A 20070-nucleotide genomic window follows, 5' to 3' on the forward strand; every position below is an offset into this window, starting at 1 on the left:
GATCACAACTCCGGGGTTAAATGAGCAAGAATTTGTTTTGCCTGAGTGGTCAGGCGATTACGAGAAAACATCAGTTGTAGACGTCCGCCGCCGACCTGGTGCCAGAGCACGGCGGCGCGAATGCCTGCCAGCAGGGTGGCGCGGACTTTCGCCTGCACCTGTGGGCTTTGCAGTACAGCAGGAGATCCGGTGACCTGAATGCGCGGGCCTAGCGGGCTAATCACATCAACATAAATAGCGGCCATCGCGCTCATCAGCGTTTCGGACTGTAGATCGAAGTGTTCGAGCTGACGTTGCAGGCCGTTGATGCGGTTGCCCAGAGTGTCGAGCGCACCTTTCGCTGAGGAAAGTTTGCGCTCAAGCACCATCAGGCTAAGGGTGTAGCGGGTTAACTCAGCATTTAAGCCCTGGCGACTGCTGGCGTTGAGCACGCCGAGCAATGTTTCCAGCCCGACGCGCAGGTTAGCTTCGCTGCCACCAAAAACCGCCAGCGTGGAGCTGGGGTTCATATCGATAATACTGTTGAGTGAGACGTGTAGCGCATCGGCATCACAATGCCCCTGGTGAGCGAGTTGTTGCACCAGGCGTGCCGACTGACAAATTCCGGCCAGGGCGAGGGTGATGTCATAGTAATTCTTTGCCACGTTCACTGCTTCCTTGTTGTAATTAAAGACAATAATCAGACCGGCAGCGGCAGACGCTGCTCAATAATACCGCCACCGAGGCACACTTCACCGTTATAGAAGACGGCAGACTGGCCCGGCGTCACGGCGGCAACCGGCTCATCAAAAATCACTTCAATGCGATCATCGTCCAGCGCCTTGACGGTGCATGGGATGTCGGTCTGGCGATAGCGGGTTTTTACCGTGCAACGCATAGTGCCGGTGAAGGGTTCGCGATCGACCCAGTGCAGCTGCTGGGCAATCAAACCGACAGACATCAGACGCGGGTGTTCATGGCCCTGCGCAACAATCAGAATGTTGTTTTCGACGTCTTTATCGACCACATACCACGGTTCTTCAGTGCCTTCTTTGGTGCCACCGATACCCAGACCTTTACGCTGACCGAGGGTGTGATACATCAGCCCCTGGTGCTCGCCAATTTCATCGCCGTCAACGGTAATGATTTTGCCCGGTTGCGCCGGGAGATAACGGCCCAGGAACTCGCGGAATTTACGCTCGCCGATAAAACAGATACCGGTAGAATCTTTTTTCTTCGCGGTGACCAGACCGAGATCTTCAGCAATCTTACGCACCTGCGGTTTTTCCAGTTCGCCGACCGGGAACAGGCTTTGCGCAATCTGCTCATGGCTGAGCGTATAAAGGAAGTAGCTCTGGTCTTTATTGCTGTCCAGACCACGCAGCAGGCGGCTTTTGCCATCGACATCGGCACGACGAACGTAATGACCGGTAGCGATATAATCGGCACCTAAATCTTCGGCGGCAAATTCGAGGAACGCTTTAAATTTGATCTCTTTGTTGCACAGAATATCCGGGTTTGGCGTGCGACCGGCTTTATATTCGGCAAGGAACAGTTCGAAGACGTTGTCCCAGTACTCGGCAGCAAAGTTAACGGTGTGCAGTTCAATGCCGAGCTTATCGCAGACAGCCTGGGCATCAGCCAGATCCGCTGCCGCTGTGCAATATTCCTCACCGTCGTCTTCTTCCCAGTTCTTCATAAACAGGCCTTCGACCTGATATCCCTGTTGTTGCAACAGCCAGGCAGAAACGGAGGAATCGACACCGCCGGACATGCCGACGATTACTTTTTTTGCGGTTTCAGACATTGGATCACTCACGACATTGAACTTCAAGGCGGCGTATTCTATCACGCAGCCTTTTAGATGACACCCTTTGTAAAAGGCCAGTTAAAATCGCCAATCATCTCCAGCGGATAGCGTTGCCCGCTTTGATAACAACGAATACTTTCCGCCACCAGCGGCGAACGAAGATTTGACGCCTGTAAAATTTCTTCGGCGCTGACCCAACGGCAGCAGTCGATATCGCTGTCATGAGGCTGCGTCGGGCATATTTGCTCAAGCTCAATGGCAAACAGGAAGCGCAAAAACGGCGTTTTATCCGGCGCAATCCACTGATGCATGCGGATAAAATGTTGCGGTTGCGCGCTGATGCCCGTCTCTTCCCACAGCTCACGGGCGGCGGCTTCCACTAAGGTTTCATCGGCTTCCAGATGCCCGGCGGGCTGGTTCCATAACGCTTTACCATTAATCGTCTCTTCAACGACTAAAAATTTGCCTTCTGCGTGCACCACGCAGGCAACGGTAACGTGCGGTTTAAACATTTTGCGTCCTTAATCTGTCGCTTCTCGCCATTCGCCATTGGCAAGATTATCCAAAGAGTAATCACCCATCGCATAGCGAATCAGTCGCAGCGTGGGAAAACCAACATGGGCGGTCATGCGGCGCACCTGGCGATTACGTCCTTCATATAAGGTGATCTTAAGCCAGCTGGTGGGAATACTTTTTCGTTCACGAATTGGCGGATTACGGGGCCATAACCATTCCGGCTCCTCAACCATCTCCGCACCTGCGGGCAGGGTAGGGCCATCATTTAAGGTTACGCCATTGCGCAACGCTTCAAGGGCGTCTTCCGTGGGAATACCTTCTACCTGTACATAATAGATTTTCCCGGTACGTTTACCCGGCTGGGTTAAACGCGCCTGCAACGCGCCGTTATTGGTCAGCACCAGTAACCCTTCGCTATCGCGGTCAAGACGACCTGCTGCATAAACGCCCTGAACCGGGATGAATTCTTTTAATGTTTTGCGCCCGGCTTCATCGGTGAACTGCGGAAGAACATCGTAGGGTTTATTGAACAGGATCACTCGCGTGGGCTGGTTTTCGGGTTTTCGCCTGGTAGAACGTTGCGAGCTGAATCGCTTAACCTGGTGATTTCTAAAAGAAGTTTTTTGCATGGTATTTTCAGAGATTATGAATTGCCGCATTATAGCCTAATAACGCGCATCTTTCATGACGGCAAACAATAGGGTAGTATTGACAAGCCAATTACAAATCATTAACAAAAAATTGCTCTAACGCATCCGTATCGCAGGACGCAAACGCATATGCAACGTGGTGGCAGACGAGCAAACCAGTAGCGCTCGAAGGAGAGGTGAATGGAAAGTAAAGTAGTTGTTCCGGCACAAGGCAAGAAGATCACCCTGCAAAACGGCAAACTCAACGTTCCTGAAAATCCGATTATCCCTTACATTGAAGGTGATGGAATCGGTGTAGATGTAACCCCAGCCATGCTGAAAGTGGTCGACGCTGCAGTCGAGAAAGCCTATAAAGGCGAGCGTAAAATCTCCTGGATGGAAATTTACACCGGTGAAAAATCCACACAGGTTTATGGTCAGGACGTCTGGCTGCCTGCTGAAACCCTTGATCTGATTCGTGAATATCGCGTTGCCATTAAAGGCCCTCTGACCACTCCGGTTGGCGGCGGTATTCGTTCTCTCAACGTAGCTCTGCGCCAGGAACTGGATCTCTACATCTGCCTGCGTCCGGTACGTTACTATCAGGGCACCCCAAGCCCGGTTAAACATCCTGAACTGACCGATATGGTTATCTTCCGTGAAAACTCGGAAGACATTTATGCGGGTATCGAATGGAAAGCTGATTCTGCCGACGCTGAGAAAGTGATTAAATTCCTGCGTGAAGAGATGGGTGTGAAGAAAATTCGCTTCCCGGAACATTGCGGTATCGGTATTAAGCCGTGTTCTGAAGAGGGCACCAAACGTCTGGTTCGTGCCGCGATCGAATACGCAATTGCTAACGACCGTGACTCTGTGACCCTGGTGCACAAAGGTAACATCATGAAGTTCACCGAAGGCGCGTTTAAAGACTGGGGTTACCAGCTGGCGCGTGAAGAGTTTGGCGGTGAACTGATCGACGGCGGCCCGTGGCTGAAAGTCAAAAACCCGAACACCGGCAAAGAGATCGTTATTAAAGACGTGATTGCTGACGCATTCCTGCAACAGATCCTGCTGCGTCCGGCTGAATACGACGTTATCGCCTGTATGAACCTCAACGGTGACTACATTTCTGATGCTCTGGCAGCGCAGGTTGGCGGTATCGGTATCGCCCCAGGCGCAAACATCGGTGACGAATGCGCGCTGTTTGAAGCCACCCACGGTACTGCGCCGAAGTATGCTGGTCAGGACAAAGTTAACCCAGGCTCTATCATCCTCTCCGCTGAGATGATGCTGCGCCATATGGGCTGGACTGAAGCCGCAGACCTGATTGTTAAAGGTATGGAAGGCGCGATCAACGCCAAGACTGTAACCTATGACTTCGAACGTCTGATGGAAGGCGCTAAACTGCTGAAATGTTCAGAGTTTGGTGACGCGATCATCAAGAATATGTAATCACTACATGTGTTAAATATTGAAACGGGCGTATAACACGCCCGTTGTTTTTTGTTAGCATGCTAACGGTTATCAAAATTTTATCAAAACTCCCCTGCTAGTTTGGGGTAGTGTGGTCTGTCCAATGACTGCTCTACTGCCTAAGTCCCTATTCTCTTTTCTTTTAAACTGCGGTAAAGACCGGAATGCAACGGATCTGTATTAATAAAATAATAATGATCTCCCGTCTGGCGTTTAATGGCACGACGGTTATGCTCCCTGTTTGCTGACAGGCCCCGGCGCTGTGCGAGTTAAATAAACAGGTCTGCAGCTCTCCAGGGGGAGCCGTGGGCAAACACGGCACGATCCGGAATATCAACCCCCCTGAGAAAAAGGATTGTATTATATGGTAACACCATGCCGCATTAACGCGGCTGTGACACTGTCCCAGCTCCTGCAGAGCCAGGAAAGTTGCAGGACTCATCTGCGGGAGATGATAAATTTAATTCACAGAAATACGGACTGTAGCACGATGAGTTCTGACCAGATTAACGAACTGGCGGATGTCATGGCGACCGCACTGCAGCCAAATCAGATGGCTAAACTGCCGGATAATCCAGACATGCCTAGGGCGCGTGGTCTGCAAATTCCTGAGTCGTTCAGTTTTAGTTTTTCCGACCACACCATTACCTTCACCAACACGCATATGGATTTTAATGGGGACAATTGCGTGAATATTATGGTCAGCAAGGATGGGTGGAGTGCCTGTGGCTATGCTGATTGTTATCTGTTTAACGCCTTTGTCACAACACTGGTCTCACGCATTCGCCAGCCCGGAATAGATGATTTCAGCCCTTCTATCACAGAAGAAAAACAACGGGAAGGAGTGAATTACATGCTAACGCCATGCTACTCCAACCTCGCCATGGGCGCGACATTGCCCCGGCCCCTGCTGCTGCTCCAGAGCAGCGAGAAAATTCTGAATCAGATGAAAAATTTAATCATCGAGAATACGGACGAGGCTAACGAACTGGTAGTTGCCATGACGAATGCACTGTTTACGTACCGGGCGGAGGTGGGGGCTGACCCGCAACTCACTAAGCTTTTCACTGAGCCGTTCAAGTTTAGTTTCTGTTTTTCCGGCCACACCATCACCTTCACGAAAACTATTAGTAATAGCAAATTAGTGAATATTGATGTCAGTGATGGCAGTGTGAAGGTCTGTGGAAGTGTGGATAGTACCCGATTTCACGCCATTGCCGCGACACTGTTGTCACATAACCAGCCAGAATCACTTGATTTCAGGTCCTCCCTCTCCGCACTGTCGGAAGAAAACCTGAGTGCGAAACATGAGACAGTCCCGCAACGTCGCGTCAGGGTAAGGTCGAAAGTTGCCATAAAGCTCCCCATTCCCTACGAGGTTATCCGGAAATGGTCGATGATGACCTCGGATGAGCGGTGCAACGTCGATTTCAATAAGTGGTGTGAGAGCCACAACATCCGACCGTGCACAGCACGTCATTACCTGAATTTGAGCAAGGACGGATTAACCTGGGTGGGCCGAGCGAAGCTGAACAAACCAGAGAAATGGAACAGAGTTACCAAAAATCTCGTCCGGGAATGGTCGAAGATGCCCCAGGTTCAGCGGGAAAAGATCAAGGGTGTTAAGGGGTTTTGTACTGACCACAGCATTAATATATTCACTGCCAGAAAATACATGACAGAGAATGGGCTTACCGAAAGGGGCAAGAGCAGGATAAAGAAAGGTTCGTAAGGATCCGGTAAATTCGCGTTACATAATCATCAGCCCCTTAAATCGAAATCATAGTGGAGGGGCTTTTTTGAATAAATCGTACTTTTACTGAGTTTAAGGATCAGACCACACATCATCTGCCAACACGGCTCGTCCCGTTACAAAGCAAAAGTTAGAATCACCAACTGGCACATCAATAACAGAGCTCTTATCAACCGAGGCCCCTCCCTGTCTGGTTGCACGAGGAGGTGATTTCGGATTGGTATAAGTCAGCAATGCCTTCTTCCCAAGGGCGACCTCAGCATTCAGCGTAACGGATGTAGAGGTGTAGCCGGATTAATCCGGCAAACCCATCAAAAAATCAGGACAGCAGCAGACGGAGTTTACGCCTCTCGGCTCTGTTACGAGCAGCTGCGCCGTGTGAAAATCAGCGCGCTCATCCCACCCCAAAAAGGAGCGGGTTACTGGCCCGGTGAGTATGCCGACCGTAACTGTGCAGTCGCGTATCAGCGATTGACCGAGGGTAATTCCCGGTGAAAATGGACAAAAGATTACAATCGTTGCTCAATAGCGCAAACGGCAATGTACAGGGTAAAACAGTTATTCTGAGGTTCTCTGATGCTGCTAGATTATGATAGGCCGGTTGCAGAGGCTTTGGTCATGGTGCATACGCTGAACATAATGACGAAGGTAGGTATGCCAGAAAGTGTTCATACTGCCTGAAGATACAACCTGCTCAGGGGATACTTACCGAAAAATTATTTATTCGACAAAGCCCCATAGGGAGCGACTTGTAATGATGCAGGCCCAGCGGGAAGGCTCAACAATACATAACCGAACAGTGTTATAATAAGATTCATTTTGCTGATTGTTTCATAAGGACCAGTGAAGTAAGATCTAAGAAGAGTTAAAATTTATACAGTATAATCATGACATTGCAGTAAGGTGGTTATAATTGAAAGAACATTTGGATATGAATACATCTCATGTAAGAGTTGTAACTCATATGTGTGGGTTCTTGGTCTGGCTCTATAGTCTTTCAATGTTACCACCAATGGTTGTAGCATTGTTTTATAAAGAAAAAAGCTTGTTCGTTTTTTTTATTACTTTTGTTATATTTTTTTGTGTTGGTGGCGGAGCGTGGTATACCACTAAAAAATCTGGCATTCAATTACGCACCCGTGATGGGTTTATTATAATTGTAATGTTTTGGATTTTATTTTCTATTATTAGCGCATTTCCATTATGGATTGATTCAGAGCTTAATTTAACGTTTGCTGACGCGCTGTTTGAAGGGGTTTCCGGAATAACAACAACAGGAGCAACAGTAATTGATGATGTCAGTTCATTATCTCGGGCATATTTGTTCTACCGGTCACAATTAAATTTTATAGGCGGTTTAGGGGTTATTGTTCTGGCAGTTGCTGTGTTGCCATTATTGGGTATTGGTGGTGCAAAACTTTATCAGTCAGAAATGCCAGGGCCATTTAAGGATGACAAACTGACTCCACGCCTGGCTGATACGTCGCGGACACTTTGGATAACTTATTCTTTATTAGGCATTGCTTGTATTGTTTGTTATCGACTTGCAGGAATGCCGTTGTTTGATGCTATTTGTCATGGACTTTCTACAGTTTCTCTTGGCGGTTTTTCAACTCATAGTGAGAGTATCGGCTATTTCAATAATTATTTGATTGAACTGGTGGCGGGCTCTTTTTCTCTGTTATCGGCTTTCAACTTCACTCTTTGGTATGTTGTTATAAGCAGGAAAACAATAAAACCCTTACTCAGAGATGTTGAACTTCGTTTCTTTTTGTTAATAGCTTCAGGTGTTATTATTGTTACCTCTTTCCAGGTCTGGCATATAGGTATGTATGACTTAACTGGAAGTGTTGTTCATTCGTTTTTTCTTGCTAGCTCCATGCTCACTGATAATGGTTTAGCTACGCAGGATTATTCAAACTGGCCCACACATACGATAGTTTTTTTGCTGCTGTCAAGTTTTTTTGGGGGATGTATAGGCTCAACGTGCGGCGGAATTAAATCACTTAGATTTCTTATACTTTTTAAACAAAGTAAACACGAAATAAATCAGCTTTCTCATCCCAGAGCATTGCTTAGTGTAAATGTAGGAGGGAAGATTGTTACAGACCGCGTAATGAGGTCTGTATGGAGTTTCTTTTTTCTTTATACTTTCTTTACAGTGTTTTTTATACTGGTGCTAAACGGTATGGGATATGATTTCCTTACATCATTTGCGACAGTCGCTGCATGCATTAATAATATGGGGCTGGGTTTTGGGGCTACCGCATCCTCATTCGGTGTTCTTAATGATATTGCAAAATATCTCATGTGTATTGCTATGATTCTTGGTCGACTTGAAATTTACCCTGTTATTATACTGTTTTCAGGATTTTTTTGGCGTTCTTGATATATAGTTAATTTATGATTGTGAATTTTATAGTATGTTGACCCCCTCATATGGACTGGACCCATAGGATTATTACCATCTCCGATGTGAAGTTGATAAAAAAATGCCTCTTTCTTACGCGAAATATCATCATTTCATCTGACGTGAATGCTGATAGTATCCAGGATTGAGAAGCAAGCAGGCTACTCACTTAGCATCGACGCCTCCTATTTACCATAAGAGACATCGAAATAACATTACAGTACAGTTTTTGCCCATCGCCTTCTGCGAAGTTTAGGAATGCAAGATGTTGCAGTGAGTCTTGTTCCACAGCGGGAACAGACAGCACCATGAGGTTGATTTAACTCAGGTTTATAGGTTGTAAAATTAAAACTTTGGCTTGAGCAAATCGGGCAGCAAAATTTAAGATTGGGGATAGCCCCTCCTGCCGGATACGTTGAAACCTAAGGTTAGTTCAGAAGGTAGAAAAAAGATAGGTAACTACGTTAAATTAATAGCATTAAACACTAAAAAAATAAACTCTGACGTCACATACATATCATTGTTTGACCACTCGGTAGAGGAACCAGAAACAAGTATTATGGGTTAAGTGCAGCTTCAGGTGTTGAATCTGGATTCAACGAATACATTCAGCACCATGCCTTCAAATAAAACAAAATCATAGCGCCCCTCTACGAAGGGGCAGTTTTTGGTAGATTTATCTATAGCATATAGGGAAGGTTAAATAACCCCCATTACTTGAGACCATGTGGACATATTTGCATAATGCAATGCTTATGCAGGCATTTATTCGTAATTTTGTTTGATTCTGTAGGACACTCTTGACTATTTTTGATTAAATTCCATAAATTTTTGTTGAATAGCGCCACGTTAAAAATACTGATCGGATATTCTTTATCCTCGAGTATAATACCTGACTTAATAACTGTAAATATGCTGCCAGGTTGGAGAAATATATTTGAACGATACCAAATGATCATTTTCATATCGCTCCATATGACTGAAAAATATATACCACACGAAGGTTGTATTACAGTATCAATTACTATACACTTCATTTCTTCGCCTTATTCTTCTGTTCCAATGATGTTGATAAAGAATATCAATATAATTTGTACTATAGTCAGCTCAGATGAGGTTGAATGCAAAGGTGGTTTGTTCTTTATTTATATTTAAAGTTTTTTTCTATCACGGACGTTAGAGAAATATGCCAATGTATAATCTCTTTCCCCGCACTAATAATTAAATATGAATATAATCGCTAGTATCCGGGCACTCTTCGTGTATTAAAACTCCTGAGATGACTTAAATATCGTCTAATGTAAAAAGAAGCACCACTTCCAAAGCATTCCTGATAATATCTTTTTCAACAATGTCATCAGCAGATGATAAAAATGAGAGCAATTTCAGTATAATGCTCTTGTTATCCACGTGTTCGTTGTAAAGATATAAATCTCTAACTGCCTTATCAATTGCAAGTTTTTCTTCTGAAAGTCGAGTATCATATTTATTCAAATATGCGTATAGGTTCATTTCAAAGTTCATTCCTTGACTTTGCATAGACATAATTGACTCCCAAGGATTTAATTAAGAATTTTATCTAAATGAAATTTAAAACAAGAGATCTCAACAGAGGCTAAACAAAATGAAATTTAGTAACATGATTAAATAATTCATTCCGTTTTAGTTCTGTTTAGTCAGGACGATATATATTTAATTCAAAGAAGATTTGTAAACAAAGCATAGCTTTTATGCTGGTTTGTGCCACTTTGCCAACCCCATGGTTGGCTTTTTTATATAAAGATCATAAGGATGACTATCTTCCTGACATGATGAAAAGGTTTCAATTATTGGGCTTTATAGTATCGGTTTGACCGTTATGAGCAGCGTTAACTCGTTCCTGATAATATTAAGGTAACGTGATGATAACTCAGCAAAAACGCATAAAAAGCGCTTACTTTGCGTCCTTCATAATGGCCAGTAACGAATAGGTCGAATAAGGTAGGATGATTAAGAAACAGTTCCAGCAGCGGTATGATATCCAGATGCGCGCAAGCGTTCTTATCTGGCTGTGTTCAGCCATGTTTGGTGGAGTTAGCCGGAGATAATTCTAAGGCAGGAGGTATGCAGTACATGCTATCAAGAATATGTTAACGCTATACCTATTAAGTACTGAACGGGCATATAACACGCCCGTTGTATTTGTGGGTTTGATAACTGCAAGAAAAGTAACGTATCAGAACGGCAAAGGAGGCGTGTCAAATGTCAGATTTATAGAATTGGTCGGCTGAACAATTATGGATAACAATAAAAAGGGAGTTCTGATAAGTCATAGAAAGTCCTCTTTTTTGTTATTTTACTGAATTATGATAGATCTCTTATGTGTTAAAACTTTGCTAGATTAATGGCTTGTTATTTTCCACATCTTCAACATACAACAGTGTATTATCAATAGCGTAGTAGCCGCGTTTATTGTTATTAACATCGGTTACCCAGCGGAAAACGCCAGCACTTGCCAGTGTTGTACAATACTCCCAAAATGTAGAGTTCCCAGAAATATGAAGCAATGCCGCCTCTTTAATTTTTTCTGGGTTTTTGGTTGTACTGACTTTTAACAGGCTACGGTTTCCTCTTAATAACAAAACTGTTTCATCGTGAGTAATAATTCTGATGTTATCCGTAGCCAGATAATAAATATAATGCACAATACGGTGATGTTTTAACTCTGAATAAAACCAGGAAAAGTTTTGCTCTTTTCTCACTTTTTCAAACATCTTTTGAAAAACAACGACCTGATCCATCAGGATAATAACCTTTTGTTAGTTGTGAGAGTGCGTAGTGTGCACGATCGGTTTTCTCACTTCAAGCTGGTCTGTCCTTTGGCTGTGATATGTACAAAGTGTGAAAGGGGGGTTACCTGAATTCTCCCGGTGAGCATTTTGCAACGGATCAGCTCCGGTACAAACGCTGTTGTGGGTTCAGATTATAAGATTCTGTCTAAGGGGCGGGATAAAGGTGAAATTAGGGGGCATGAAAGATGACGTTATAACCTTGCTCACCCCAGTGTTGTAAAAGTTCGTTTTGCCTTCTCGTTGGTGCCATGCCTGTCCAGACAATCAATGTTTGCGTCGGGAACAGTTCCGGGCGCGGCGATTCAATGGGATCAGCAAGGACAGAAATATGCCATCCTGACAATGATAAACGCCATGCTTCCAGCCACAATCGTGCTCTCTCTTCAACATTCCACGCCATCAGAATGGCTTCTTTACCGGGCTTACGGCGCGTTTCGAAAAGTGAGGCTGCTGCGTATTCAATTAATGCGCCGTCAAATATACTGCTCATAATGCGGGAGGTGTTGTGATCAAGCACGAGACGCTGGCGAACAGGAAGGTAAACATGATTAATCAATTGATCTACTGGGTACTCTCGACCCAGTGAAATAATTCTCGCGCGTAGTTTGGCAGGATTAGCCATACGAAGAATTGACATCATCTCTTCTTGCAGGCGGCTCCAGTCATCTTCCGTATCCTGGCTGGTGGTTTCCAGTAATGCTTTAACTTTGCCTACAGGGACGCCATTACTTATCCAACGCTTGATCTCTTCGATGCGTTGTATGTCTTCTTCATCAAAGAGTCGGTGTCCGCCTTCACTGCGCTGTGGTTTTAACAAACCGTAGCGGCGTTGCCAGGCCCGGAGAGTGACAGGATTAATCCCGCAACGTTCAGCAACATCACCAATGCTGTAATAAGCCACAATTCCTCCTTGCGGTCATAAATCTCCGTCGCCTGTACACGACCCAATAATACTTTGTACAATATACGCTAAAATTGTACAAAGTATAAATAAGATTTCAGCTAAATTGGATAAAACATTATTTTTAATGTGGATTAAATTAAAACATAACGTATTCATTTTCACGATGATTTCCAGAAATCATGTGAAATAATGTGCTGAAAATTATTTTTTCTCCGGCCACGCAACTGAAGGGATACCATTCAATTTAGCTTTGGCAAACAGATCTCCCTGAAACATCTCAATTCCTGCAGATTCAAGCCACATCCACTCTTCTGGTGTTGTCACACCCATAGCAGAGACTTGAATTTCAAGTGATGTACAGCATTTTATGATCGCCTGAATAATTGCCTGCCGAGGCCCGCTTTTATGAACATTGGTAATCAATTCCTGACTGATTTTAATTCTGTCAGGCTGGAAGCGTGACAGGAGTAACAAACCGGCAAAACCTGTGCCAAAATGGTCAATTGCTACACTCATACCGGTAGCCTTAAGTGATTTAACAGCATCGGCAAATTCATCAAACCGAGATATGACCTCACTTTCAGTAAATTCCACGATAATTTGTTCAGGCACCAAACCATTGGCCTTTATTTCATCAAGTAAAAATGAGACCGCATCAGGCTCGTTAACCAGGGTCATAGGTAATAGATTGATTGAAATCATTTTATCACCGAGCTCAAGTGCGTGTGCCATCGCGAATGCAAGTGCCTTACTTTTGAGATCCGCTGTGTAGATTTCCCCGTCTTTGCTTTGCCCAACCACTCTGGCTGATGGGCTGTCTTCCCTATTTTTAACAATTGCTTCAAAAGCGATTATCCGCCGCGATAAAGGATCGACAATAGGATGAAAGGCAAAGTGGTCGTTTATATTTGGTGAAAGGGTACAGGAATCAAGTTCTTTATCAGGTCCGTCAGCGATAAAACGCCAGGAGTCTTCGGCAGGAATCTCGAAATAGGTTGATTTTTCAGTTGAAAGAACAAAAGTACGAAAAAATTGTAGCGCTCTGTCATCATAAGTTAGCTGAAATTTTGATGTGCCTTTGTCGAATACGGCCTGTAAAACGTCATCTCGCTCGTGCAGGCGCAAATCAAATAATTCCATTCCCGCTTTGCCAAAACGGCGAGCAGGCGCGTAATCGCACAGCAGCTCAACAATATTATAGTGCCGTGGATCCTGGCATATGGCCCGATAAATCATTTGAACCTGTTCTTCCGGACCTTCCAGAAGTTGAAAAAAATGTGAACCATTAAACAGTAAAATCCCTGTTACGTCAGACCGCATGTTTCTGCGATTTGCTATCGAAACCATTTCTTCGATTTTTTTGACAGGTTCGTCGTCACGTATATGGCTACGATAAATAAGGGTAGTAAGCATTAATAGTCCAGGGTAATGGGCGAGGCGAGAGTATGACGGTAACAGACATATCTTCTGGTGTCTTGCTTTTAATACTAAAACATAACTATTTATTTACATTGATAAAAAAAAGAAAAATTTGAAGATGAGTTCGTTTGGAATCTTGTATAGGTTGTCAGTCAAATGATGCAAATAATTTTTACGTATCTCATTGTTTTATAGGTTTTAGCACTAATTGCAAAAAAATAATTTATCATTCTGTACACATATTTCGTACAAGTTTGCTATTGTTACTGCACTTAACAACGTTTAACATTTTTAATAGAGGCGTAGCATGCAGCAAAATTCAGTGATTTCAGATTCTGCGGGGGCAATTACTCGTTACTTTGCAAAAGCTAACTTGCCTACTCAGCAGGAAACCCTCGGGGAAATTGTGACTGAAATTTTGAAAGATGGACGTAATCTGAGTCGAAAGTCGCTTTGTACCAAACTTCTTTGTCGACTGGAGCAAGCGACAGGGGAAGAGGAACAGAAACACTACAATTCACTAATTGGGTTGCTTTTTGAATAATGTGACAGCCTGATTATTTGACAGATTAACTATGAAGTCGTTATGAAGACATCTGATAATGAAAGTATAAAACATGAAATTACTGGCCAGGCGGTGCTCCAGATATTACGCATGAAGATAAATTTTTCGTTGCAGACTCTTATTAAGCAATTACTCGTAATGAAATCGGCTGAGGAAAATGCTTTCCGACGAGATTTAATTGACAGCATAATTCGTGATTTTAGCAACAGTGATACAGGAGGGCCAAACAGAAGAACAGCGATAGCTGACAATAAAAGTATGTTCAATGGTAAGAAAATAAACAGAATACATTAAAATTTCATAAGTAAGATGAGAGGTTACCATGCTTGAAGATACTACAATTCATAATGCAATAACTGATAAAGCGTTATCAAGCTACTTTCGCAGTTCGGGTAATTTGTTAGAAGAAGAGTCAGCTGTGTTAGGGCAGGCTGTGACCAATTTAATGCTTTCAGGCGATAATGTTAATAATAAAAATATTATCTTAAGTCTGATACACTCTCTGGAAACAACAAGTGATATTCTCAAAGCTGATGTGATTAGAAAAACACTGGAAATCGTGTTGCGATACACAGCTGATGATATGTAACTTTCAATTATTAAGTATAATTTTATAGAAAACTCAGTCATCTTATTTTTGTCTGTCGCTTTAGACTATACACAGCATAATTTTATTGGGTCACTATTCCTACGAGGCTGACATGAATAATTCAATCCCAGAGAGATTTATTTTTCAATGTGCTTTGTTTAAAAATCTCGAGAGGGAGGTGTTCATGACGCATGGATATGTTGATAGTCATATTATTGATCAGGCTTTACGCTTGCGTTTAAAAGATGAAACTAGTGTGATTCTTTCTGATCTCTATCTGCAAATCTTGCAGTACATTGAAATGCATAAGACTACACTAACGGATATCATTATTAATGACAGGGAATCCGTGCTCTCTTAGAACTGAGTAAGGTTTTAAAATTACAATCAGCTGTATCATATGCTGGTGCAAAGTAATAATTTAAGTCGTTATGTTTCTTAATATATCCGGAATATCAGGGTTTAAACAAGAATGGAGAACTATTGTTCTCCATTCTTGACGTCTGACATCCTGCCAGATTTGCTTAATTTTACCCACATTAAGCACAATAATTAATAGGTTAGATGACGATGGAGAAAATTTTATCTTCGGCGTGGATATTTCTTATGCTCTCTACCATGCTCTCTTTAGACGCCAGCACGAGCGAATGAACATCATTTTCATGTATTAAAATCCTTAGTCCGGGACAAGCGAATGCGCAATACACTCATACCCATCCTCGTTGCGATATGCTTGTTTATAACCGGTGTCGCTATTTTGAATATCCAGCTCTGGTATTCCGCAAAAGCAGCATATATGACGGGAGCGAGATATGCTGTCAACAATATCAATCACATACTTGAAGAAGCGTCACAGGCGACTCAAGCGGCGGTTAACATTGCCGGTAAGGAATGCGACCTCGAGGAGCAATATCAGCTTGGCACCGAAGCAGCTCTGAAACCTCACTTGCGCACAATCATCATTCTCAAACGCGGAATGGTCTGGTGTACATCCTTGCCGGGGAATCGAGTCCTGCTGTCTCGTATTCCTGCTTTCCCTGACAGTAATTTATTGTTGGCTCCGGCAATCGACACCGTCAATAGATTGCCTATCCTGCTCTATCAGAGCCAATTTGCAGACACGCGTATTTTGGTCACGATAAGTGATCAGCATATTCGTGGAGCGCTTAATGTGCCCTTGAAAGGGGTAAGGTATGCATTACGCGTAGCGGATGACATTATTGGACCTACCGGTGACGTGATGACGCTTAATGGACACTATCCTTATACTGAGAAGGTTCACTCCACAAGATATCATTTCACTATTATCTTTAACCCACCACCATTCTTTAGCTTCTACAGACTTATCGATAATGGCGTAGGGGTTTTGATATTCATTCTGTTAATTGCCTGCGCCGCAGCCTACCTGCTTGATAAGTATTTTAATAAAAGCGCAACGCCTGAAGAGGTCCTGCGACGGGCAATAAGTAATGGTGAGATTGTCCCTTTTTACCAACCTGTGGTAAATGGTCGGGAAGGTACATTGCGGGGAGTTGAGGTATTAGCCCGCTGGAAACAACCTCACGGCAAATATATCTCACCCGCGGCATTTATTCCACTTGCTGAAAAATCTGGATTAATTGTTCCGCTTACACAAAGTCTGATGAATCAGGTTGTCACACAGATGAACGCTATCGCGAGTAAATTGCCGGAAGGTTTTCATATCGGAATTAATTTTAGTGCCTCGCATATTATTTCGCCGACGTTTGTCGACGAGTGCTTAATTTTCCGTGACAGTTTTACCCGCCGCGATTTAAACCTCGTTCTGGAAGTGACCGAGCGTGAATCATTAAATGTTGATGAAAGTCTGGTTCAGCGGTTGAACATTCTGCATGAAAATGGTTTTGTCATCGCACTGGATGATTTTGGTACTGGCTATTCAGGGCTTTCTTATCTGCATGATCTGCATATTGATTATATTAAAATTGATCACAGTTTTGTTGGTCGTGTCAATGCAGACCCGGAATCAACCAGGATTCTGGATTGTGTACTGGATCTGGCTCGTAAACTTTCGATCAGTATCGTCGCTGAAGGTGTCGAAACAAAAGAACAACTTGATTATCTGAATCAAAACAACATCACATTTCAGCAGGGTTATTATTTCTATAAACCGGTAACCTACATCGACCTGGTTAAAATTATCCTTTCTAAACCGAAGGTGAAGGTTATGATTGAGTAAAAATTGATCATTAAGACCATGGTGCGGTGTAATTATAGACAGCTAATTAGCTCGTTGCGTCTTGTTACTATTGTTCATTATTTTGTTTGCTATAATTGTTTGAAAGTTTTGACAGGATTGCCATTAGTAGCATGAACAATAGTAATAATCTGGATTATTTCACTCTCTATATCATCTTTTCCATTGCATTTATGCTGATCACCTTGCTGGTCATCCTTATCGCAAAACCCAGTACTGGGCTTGGAGAAGTGCTTGTGACGATAAATTTGCTGAATGCCCTTGTTTGGCTGGCGATCAATCTGGTTAATCGAGTAAGGGAAAAACTCGTTAGCCACAGGGATCAGCACTAATCTTTCTTTATGCTATAGCCGCTATATAGTAATAAGTATTGTTGTATTTGTGGTTTAATGCCGATTAAATTGCTTTGCTTGTTGTTGTGAGGGCGTATTGGCGGGTGTGATGTTTCATTGTAGAACTATATACAACCACCGCGTCGAATCAATCGACGCGGTAACAGACGAAATATTATTTTTTGCCGATAGCACGCATGGTGTCATCAATTGCCGTGATCAACAGCATTTGCGGGTCTTTAGCGCAAACCTGGTTCAGTTTTTCTACCACTTTGGCGCTCAGTTCCGGAGATTGCTCAATTTTTAAATCACGGCTGGCAACGCTGGCATTACCCATTACCGCAACAATTTCTGCAACTTGTGCGCTGTCAGTTTTTGCCATTTCGTTGGCTTCTGCGCAAGTAATATAGGTTTCTGACGGCAAACCGTTCTTAATATTGTAGTCCTGCGCCCAGGTCATTGGTGCGAAAACAAACAGACCCGCCAGTAAAGCAAATTTTTTCATCATCATTCCTTATTTCATTTTACCCAGAATTGCACCACCCGTACCGCCAATTACGGCACCTTTAATCGCCCCTTCAAGGCCATTGCCGGTCAGAACGCCAGTGACAGCACCAACGGCGGCACCCACTTTTGCACCTTTGCGCGCATTTTTGCCGTCGCGGCCTTTTTCTGTTACTGCACCAACGCCAGCGCCAACAGCTGCACCTTTCAGTACGCCATTAACGCCATTGCCAGTAAGTAAACCAACGCCTGCACCAAGTAGTGCACCTTTTGTGGTGCGATTCATATCCGCCATCGCTGGCGCGGAGCAGAGCAATGCTGAGATAAGCCCGAAGGCGAGTATTTTTTTCTTCAACTTAGATGTCCGGTATTAAGTAAGTTGCACACACAATAATTTCGTCTTCAATTAAGACCTGCTTAACTAAAGAACGCTCGCTATTATTCAGATAATTCAAAATGAGCGTGGCTGTGATGATAGGAATTATGTCTTTTACTTGAATGAGAATAATCTTAAATAAAAAATAACTCTTTGATTGACAATATTTTTATTCAAGAAGTGTCATTGGCTGTTAACGTGATGTTGTAAAGGTAAGATAATCTGATGCATCAATATTATTGTGTAATATTCATGTGAGTAGAAGATATTCATCAGAAACAATTATGTGAGTCATTTTACTTTGCCGACGGCCTTATTTTCGCAGAATAAGCGTACGACAGTCTTATCTGAAAAGATTAATTTTTATTCAACCACACTTCAGCGCGATGCGTCTAAAAATGCCTCTTTCTTATGCGGAATATCATCATTTCATCATGATGTCTTTGATGAGCGGTGAACACAATACACTTGCGCTGTCTCTTAAGGATGAATCCCCTGGTCTGGTGCCTGTGGGCCGATGTTGCAGCAGAGCTAAGGTCGCTTACCCGCTACTCAGTATTCACTTTTCAGAGGATGAAATTTATGAACAGGACCAGTCGCTATTATTTTCGCCGTTCAGTACTTTCCTTATTGATATCTGCCTTGATATATGCCCAGCCTGGAGAGGCTGCTTTCACATCAATCGTTACTGGTATCGTAAATGGTGAAACTGTGGATGGCGAGCAAATAGTAGATGAACGGGGGACAACTAATGATACTCATATCATTAATCACGGCCACCAGACTGTATTTGGTGGGGTGTCTAATGGAAGTATTATTGAAATGGGTGGACAACAAGATGTAGCAAACCATAACAATTATCAGGGGCAAGCTAATAATACAATCCTTCATGGGGGTACACAGGTAATTTATAATGGTGGGAATTCTAGCGGTACGATAATCGCGAGTGGCAATCAGCAAGTTTATAACGGTGGTACCAGCAATGGCACGTTAATCGAGGGTGGCAATCAGTACATTTATAAGGATGGTAACAGCAATGGCACGATAATTAAGAATGGTAATTCATACGTCGAAGGAGGGAGAGCAAACGGGACTGTCATTGATGGTGGTAAACAAACAGTAACAGCTCAGGGGCATGTTGACGGTACGACGATAAATACATCTGGTTCTCAAAACATCACACAAGGAAGTCTGGCAACGAACACAACAATAGATGGGGGCCGACAGTATGTAGATTCGAGTATTGTAGAAAACACTATCATTAAAAATGGAGGTGACCAAAGAACAATTAAGAGCCATGCGCTGGACACCACAATAGATGGTGGTCGACAGGATGTTGATTCAAGCACTGCACAAATAACCACCATTAAAAATGGAGGAATGCAGACGCTGCAAAACACGTCAACGGCGCACACTACCACGATCTATTCTGGTGGGACGCAAATTGTTGATAGCAGGAGCACCTCGAATGTTATTGAAATATATTCCGGTGGCGTGCTTGATGTTAGAGAGGGCACGGCAACGAATGTTACCCAGCACGATGGCGCGGCTTTAAAAGCAATGACTGACAGGTCGACGGTGAGCGGTACGAATAGTGAAGGGGCATTCTCTATTCACAATAACGTGGCAGACAATGTGTTGCTGGAAAACGGTGGTCATTTAGACGTATATGGTTCGGCAAACAAGACGGTTATTAAAGATAAAGGAACAATGTCAGTTTTAACGAATGCTAAAGCTGATGCGA

22 protein-coding genes and 2 pseudogenes are annotated in these 20070 nt (G+C 43.5%); 12 read left to right on the forward strand and 12 right to left on the reverse strand.

Annotated elements, in window-relative coordinates:
- Nucleotides 1-2: 2 nt before the first annotated feature.
- Genes hflD through rluE form a run of 4 tightly spaced genes read right to left on the reverse strand, consistent with a single transcriptional unit; the run spans nt 3 to nt 2964 of the window.
- Complete coding sequence (hflD, locus tag FQZ95_RS25940) at nt 3-644, reverse strand: high frequency lysogenization protein HflD (protein WP_001297479.1); 642 nt, start codon at nt 642-644, stop codon at nt 3-5.
- A gap of 35 nt (nt 645-679) precedes the next feature.
- On the reverse strand, nt 680-1786 hold the full coding sequence (mnmA, locus tag FQZ95_RS25945; RefSeq protein ID WP_001353282.1) for a tRNA 2-thiouridine(34) synthase MnmA: 1107 nt from the start codon (nt 1784-1786) through the stop codon (nt 680-682).
- Between the two features lie 53 nt (nt 1787-1839).
- Complete coding sequence (gene nudJ, locus FQZ95_RS25950) at nt 1840-2301, reverse strand: phosphatase NudJ (protein WP_000476093.1); 462 nt, start codon at nt 2299-2301, stop codon at nt 1840-1842.
- A 9-nt stretch (nt 2302-2310) separates the two neighbouring features.
- Nucleotides 2311-2964 carry a 23S rRNA pseudouridine(2457) synthase RluE gene (rluE, locus tag FQZ95_RS25955; protein ID WP_001248686.1) on the reverse strand — a complete coding sequence of 218 codons (654 nt, stop codon included), beginning with the start codon at nt 2962-2964 and terminating at the stop codon, nt 2311-2313.
- A 171-nt stretch (nt 2965-3135) separates the two neighbouring features.
- Here rluE and icd point away from each other — a divergent pair, with 171 nt between their 5' ends.
- The 4 genes and pseudogenes from icd to trkG all read left to right on the forward strand — a co-directional run bounded on the left by icd (nt 3136) and on the right by trkG (nt 8549).
- Entirely contained in the window at nt 3136-4386 is a 1251-nt protein-coding gene (gene icd, locus FQZ95_RS25960; RefSeq protein WP_000444487.1) for an NADP-dependent isocitrate dehydrogenase, read from the forward strand.
- Nucleotides 4387-4771: 385 nt separating this feature from the next.
- Nucleotides 4772-6139, forward strand: coding sequence for a hypothetical protein (locus tag FQZ95_RS25965; RefSeq protein ID WP_160530971.1), 1368 nt, complete (start codon nt 4772-4774; stop codon nt 6137-6139).
- Nucleotides 6140-6451: 312 nt separating this feature from the next.
- Nucleotides 6452-6841, forward strand: a pseudogene (locus tag FQZ95_RS26655) (IS5/IS1182 family transposase); the annotation flags it as partial.
- Nucleotides 6842-7091: 250 nt separating this feature from the next.
- A complete protein-coding gene (gene trkG / locus FQZ95_RS25970) occupies nt 7092-8549 on the forward strand; it encodes a Trk system potassium transporter TrkG (protein WP_160530987.1) in 1458 nt (485 codons plus the stop codon).
- A 734-nt stretch (nt 8550-9283) separates the two neighbouring features.
- On the opposite strand, the gene iraM is transcribed toward trkG, so the two are convergent.
- From iraM to bluF, 5 genes are all read right to left on the reverse strand, one after another.
- The gene (gene iraM, locus FQZ95_RS25975; protein WP_160530973.1) at nt 9284-9607 is read right to left on the reverse strand and encodes an anti-adapter protein IraM; all 324 of its coding nucleotides are present in this window, start codon (nt 9605-9607) and stop codon (nt 9284-9286) included.
- A gap of 247 nt (nt 9608-9854) precedes the next feature.
- The gene (locus tag FQZ95_RS25980) at nt 9855-10115 is read right to left on the reverse strand and encodes a biofilm development regulator YmgB/AriR family protein (protein WP_160530975.1); all 261 of its coding nucleotides are present in this window, start codon (nt 10113-10115) and stop codon (nt 9855-9857) included.
- 830 nt (nt 10116-10945) lie between these two features.
- Nucleotides 10946-11350 (reverse strand): DUF1398 domain-containing protein, encoded by a 405-nt coding sequence (locus tag FQZ95_RS25985; RefSeq protein WP_000373092.1) that lies wholly within the window; start codon nt 11348-11350, stop codon nt 10946-10948.
- Nucleotides 11351-11570: 220 nt separating this feature from the next.
- A complete protein-coding gene (bluR, locus tag FQZ95_RS25990; protein ID WP_000332296.1) occupies nt 11571-12302 on the reverse strand; it encodes a DNA-binding transcriptional repressor BluR in 732 nt (243 codons plus the stop codon).
- 204 nt (nt 12303-12506) lie between these two features.
- Nucleotides 12507-13718, reverse strand: a complete 1212-nt coding sequence (gene bluF / locus FQZ95_RS25995; protein WP_160530977.1) for a blue light-responsive regulator BluF — start codon at nt 13716-13718, stop codon at nt 12507-12509.
- Between the two features lie 313 nt (nt 13719-14031).
- Here bluF and ycgZ point away from each other — a divergent pair, with 313 nt between their 5' ends.
- The 6 genes from ycgZ (at nt 14032) to ymgF (ending at nt 17446) form a co-directional block, all read left to right on the forward strand.
- Nucleotides 14032-14268: a regulatory protein YcgZ gene (gene ycgZ, locus FQZ95_RS26000; protein ID WP_001186982.1), complete on the forward strand. Its 237-nt coding sequence runs from the start codon at nt 14032-14034 to the stop codon at nt 14266-14268.
- 42 nt (nt 14269-14310) lie between these two features.
- Complete coding sequence (locus FQZ95_RS26005; protein ID WP_032302888.1) at nt 14311-14583, forward strand: hypothetical protein; 273 nt, start codon at nt 14311-14313, stop codon at nt 14581-14583.
- 28 nt (nt 14584-14611) lie between these two features.
- On the forward strand, nt 14612-14878 hold the full coding sequence (gene ariR, locus FQZ95_RS26010; RefSeq protein WP_000888778.1) for a biofilm/acid-resistance regulator AriR: 267 nt from the start codon (nt 14612-14614) through the stop codon (nt 14876-14878).
- 112 nt (nt 14879-14990) lie between these two features.
- Nucleotides 14991-15239, forward strand: coding sequence for a protein YmgC (gene ymgC / locus FQZ95_RS26015; protein WP_001065752.1), 249 nt, complete (start codon nt 14991-14993; stop codon nt 15237-15239).
- A 333-nt stretch (nt 15240-15572) separates the two neighbouring features.
- A complete protein-coding gene (locus FQZ95_RS26020; RefSeq protein WP_160530979.1) occupies nt 15573-17096 on the forward strand; it encodes an EAL domain-containing protein in 1524 nt (507 codons plus the stop codon).
- Between the two features lie 131 nt (nt 17097-17227).
- Entirely contained in the window at nt 17228-17446 is a 219-nt protein-coding gene (gene ymgF / locus FQZ95_RS26025) for a cell division-associated protein YmgF (protein WP_001065863.1), read from the forward strand.
- A 175-nt stretch (nt 17447-17621) separates the two neighbouring features.
- Here the strand turns inward: ymgF and FQZ95_RS26030 are convergent, their stop codons facing one another.
- From FQZ95_RS26030 to FQZ95_RS26040, 3 genes are read right to left on the reverse strand one after another with little or no spacing between them, the layout of a single operon-like run.
- A complete protein-coding gene (locus tag FQZ95_RS26030; RefSeq protein ID WP_000979977.1) occupies nt 17622-17957 on the reverse strand; it encodes a YmgD family protein in 336 nt (111 codons plus the stop codon).
- Between the two features lie 3 nt (nt 17958-17960).
- A complete protein-coding gene (locus FQZ95_RS26035; protein WP_000726978.1) occupies nt 17961-18305 on the reverse strand; it encodes a YMGG-like glycine zipper-containing protein in 345 nt (114 codons plus the stop codon).
- A gap of 1 nt (nt 18306) precedes the next feature.
- Nucleotides 18307-18459, reverse strand: a complete 153-nt coding sequence (locus FQZ95_RS26040) for a hypothetical protein (protein WP_032183962.1) — start codon at nt 18457-18459, stop codon at nt 18307-18309.
- Nucleotides 18460-18724: 265 nt separating this feature from the next.
- Here FQZ95_RS26040 and FQZ95_RS26045 point away from each other — a divergent pair.
- Together FQZ95_RS26045 and FQZ95_RS26050 are read left to right on the forward strand one after the other, a co-directional pair.
- Nucleotides 18725-18841: pseudogene (locus tag FQZ95_RS26045) on the forward strand (ATPase); the annotation flags it as partial.
- A gap of 67 nt (nt 18842-18908) precedes the next feature.
- Nucleotides 18909-20070 (forward strand): AIDA repeat-containing protein (locus tag FQZ95_RS26050; protein WP_202384204.1); only part of this gene is annotated, 1162 nt, incomplete at its 3' end.

This window comes from Escherichia sp. HH41S (genome assembly GCF_009820115.1).
In the GTDB taxonomy this organism is placed as follows: Bacteria; Pseudomonadota; Gammaproteobacteria; order Enterobacterales; family Enterobacteriaceae; genus Escherichia; species Escherichia coli_F.

Coding starts and splice junctions, on each gene's coding strand:
- ariR (WP_000888778.1), top strand. CDS start 14,612: ATGCTTGAAGATACTACAATTCATAATGCAATAACTGATAAAGCGTTA.
- iraM (WP_160530973.1), bottom strand. CDS start 9,607: ATGAAGTGTATAGTAATTGATACTGTAATACAACCTTCGTGTGGTATA.
- icd (WP_000444487.1), top strand. CDS start 3,136: ATGGAAAGTAAAGTAGTTGTTCCGGCACAAGGCAAGAAGATCACCCTG.
- rluE (WP_001248686.1), bottom strand. CDS start 2,964: ATGCGGCAATTCATAATCTCTGAAAATACCATGCAAAAAACTTCTTTT.
- FQZ95_RS26020 (WP_160530979.1), top strand. CDS start 15,573: ATGCGCAATACACTCATACCCATCCTCGTTGCGATATGCTTGTTTATA.
- ymgC (WP_001065752.1), top strand. CDS start 14,991: ATGAATAATTCAATCCCAGAGAGATTTATTTTTCAATGTGCTTTGTTT.
- FQZ95_RS26005 (WP_032302888.1), top strand. CDS start 14,311: ATGAAGACATCTGATAATGAAAGTATAAAACATGAAATTACTGGCCAG.
- trkG (WP_160530987.1), top strand. CDS start 7,092: ATGAATACATCTCATGTAAGAGTTGTAACTCATATGTGTGGGTTCTTG.
- FQZ95_RS25985 (WP_000373092.1), bottom strand. CDS start 11,350: ATGGATCAGGTCGTTGTTTTTCAAAAGATGTTTGAAAAAGTGAGAAAA.
- FQZ95_RS25980 (WP_160530975.1), bottom strand. CDS start 10,115: ATGTCTATGCAAAGTCAAGGAATGAACTTTGAAATGAACCTATACGCA.
- nudJ (WP_000476093.1), bottom strand. CDS start 2,301: ATGTTTAAACCGCACGTTACCGTTGCCTGCGTGGTGCACGCAGAAGGC.
- ymgF (WP_001065863.1), top strand. CDS start 17,228: ATGAACAATAGTAATAATCTGGATTATTTCACTCTCTATATCATCTTT.
- ycgZ (WP_001186982.1), top strand. CDS start 14,032: ATGCAGCAAAATTCAGTGATTTCAGATTCTGCGGGGGCAATTACTCGT.
- bluF (WP_160530977.1), bottom strand. CDS start 13,718: ATGCTTACTACCCTTATTTATCGTAGCCATATACGTGACGACGAACCT.
- mnmA (WP_001353282.1), bottom strand. CDS start 1,786: ATGTCTGAAACCGCAAAAAAAGTAATCGTCGGCATGTCCGGCGGTGTC.
- FQZ95_RS26030 (WP_000979977.1), bottom strand. CDS start 17,957: ATGATGATGAAAAAATTTGCTTTACTGGCGGGTCTGTTTGTTTTCGCA.
- FQZ95_RS25965 (WP_160530971.1), top strand. CDS start 4,772: ATGGTAACACCATGCCGCATTAACGCGGCTGTGACACTGTCCCAGCTC.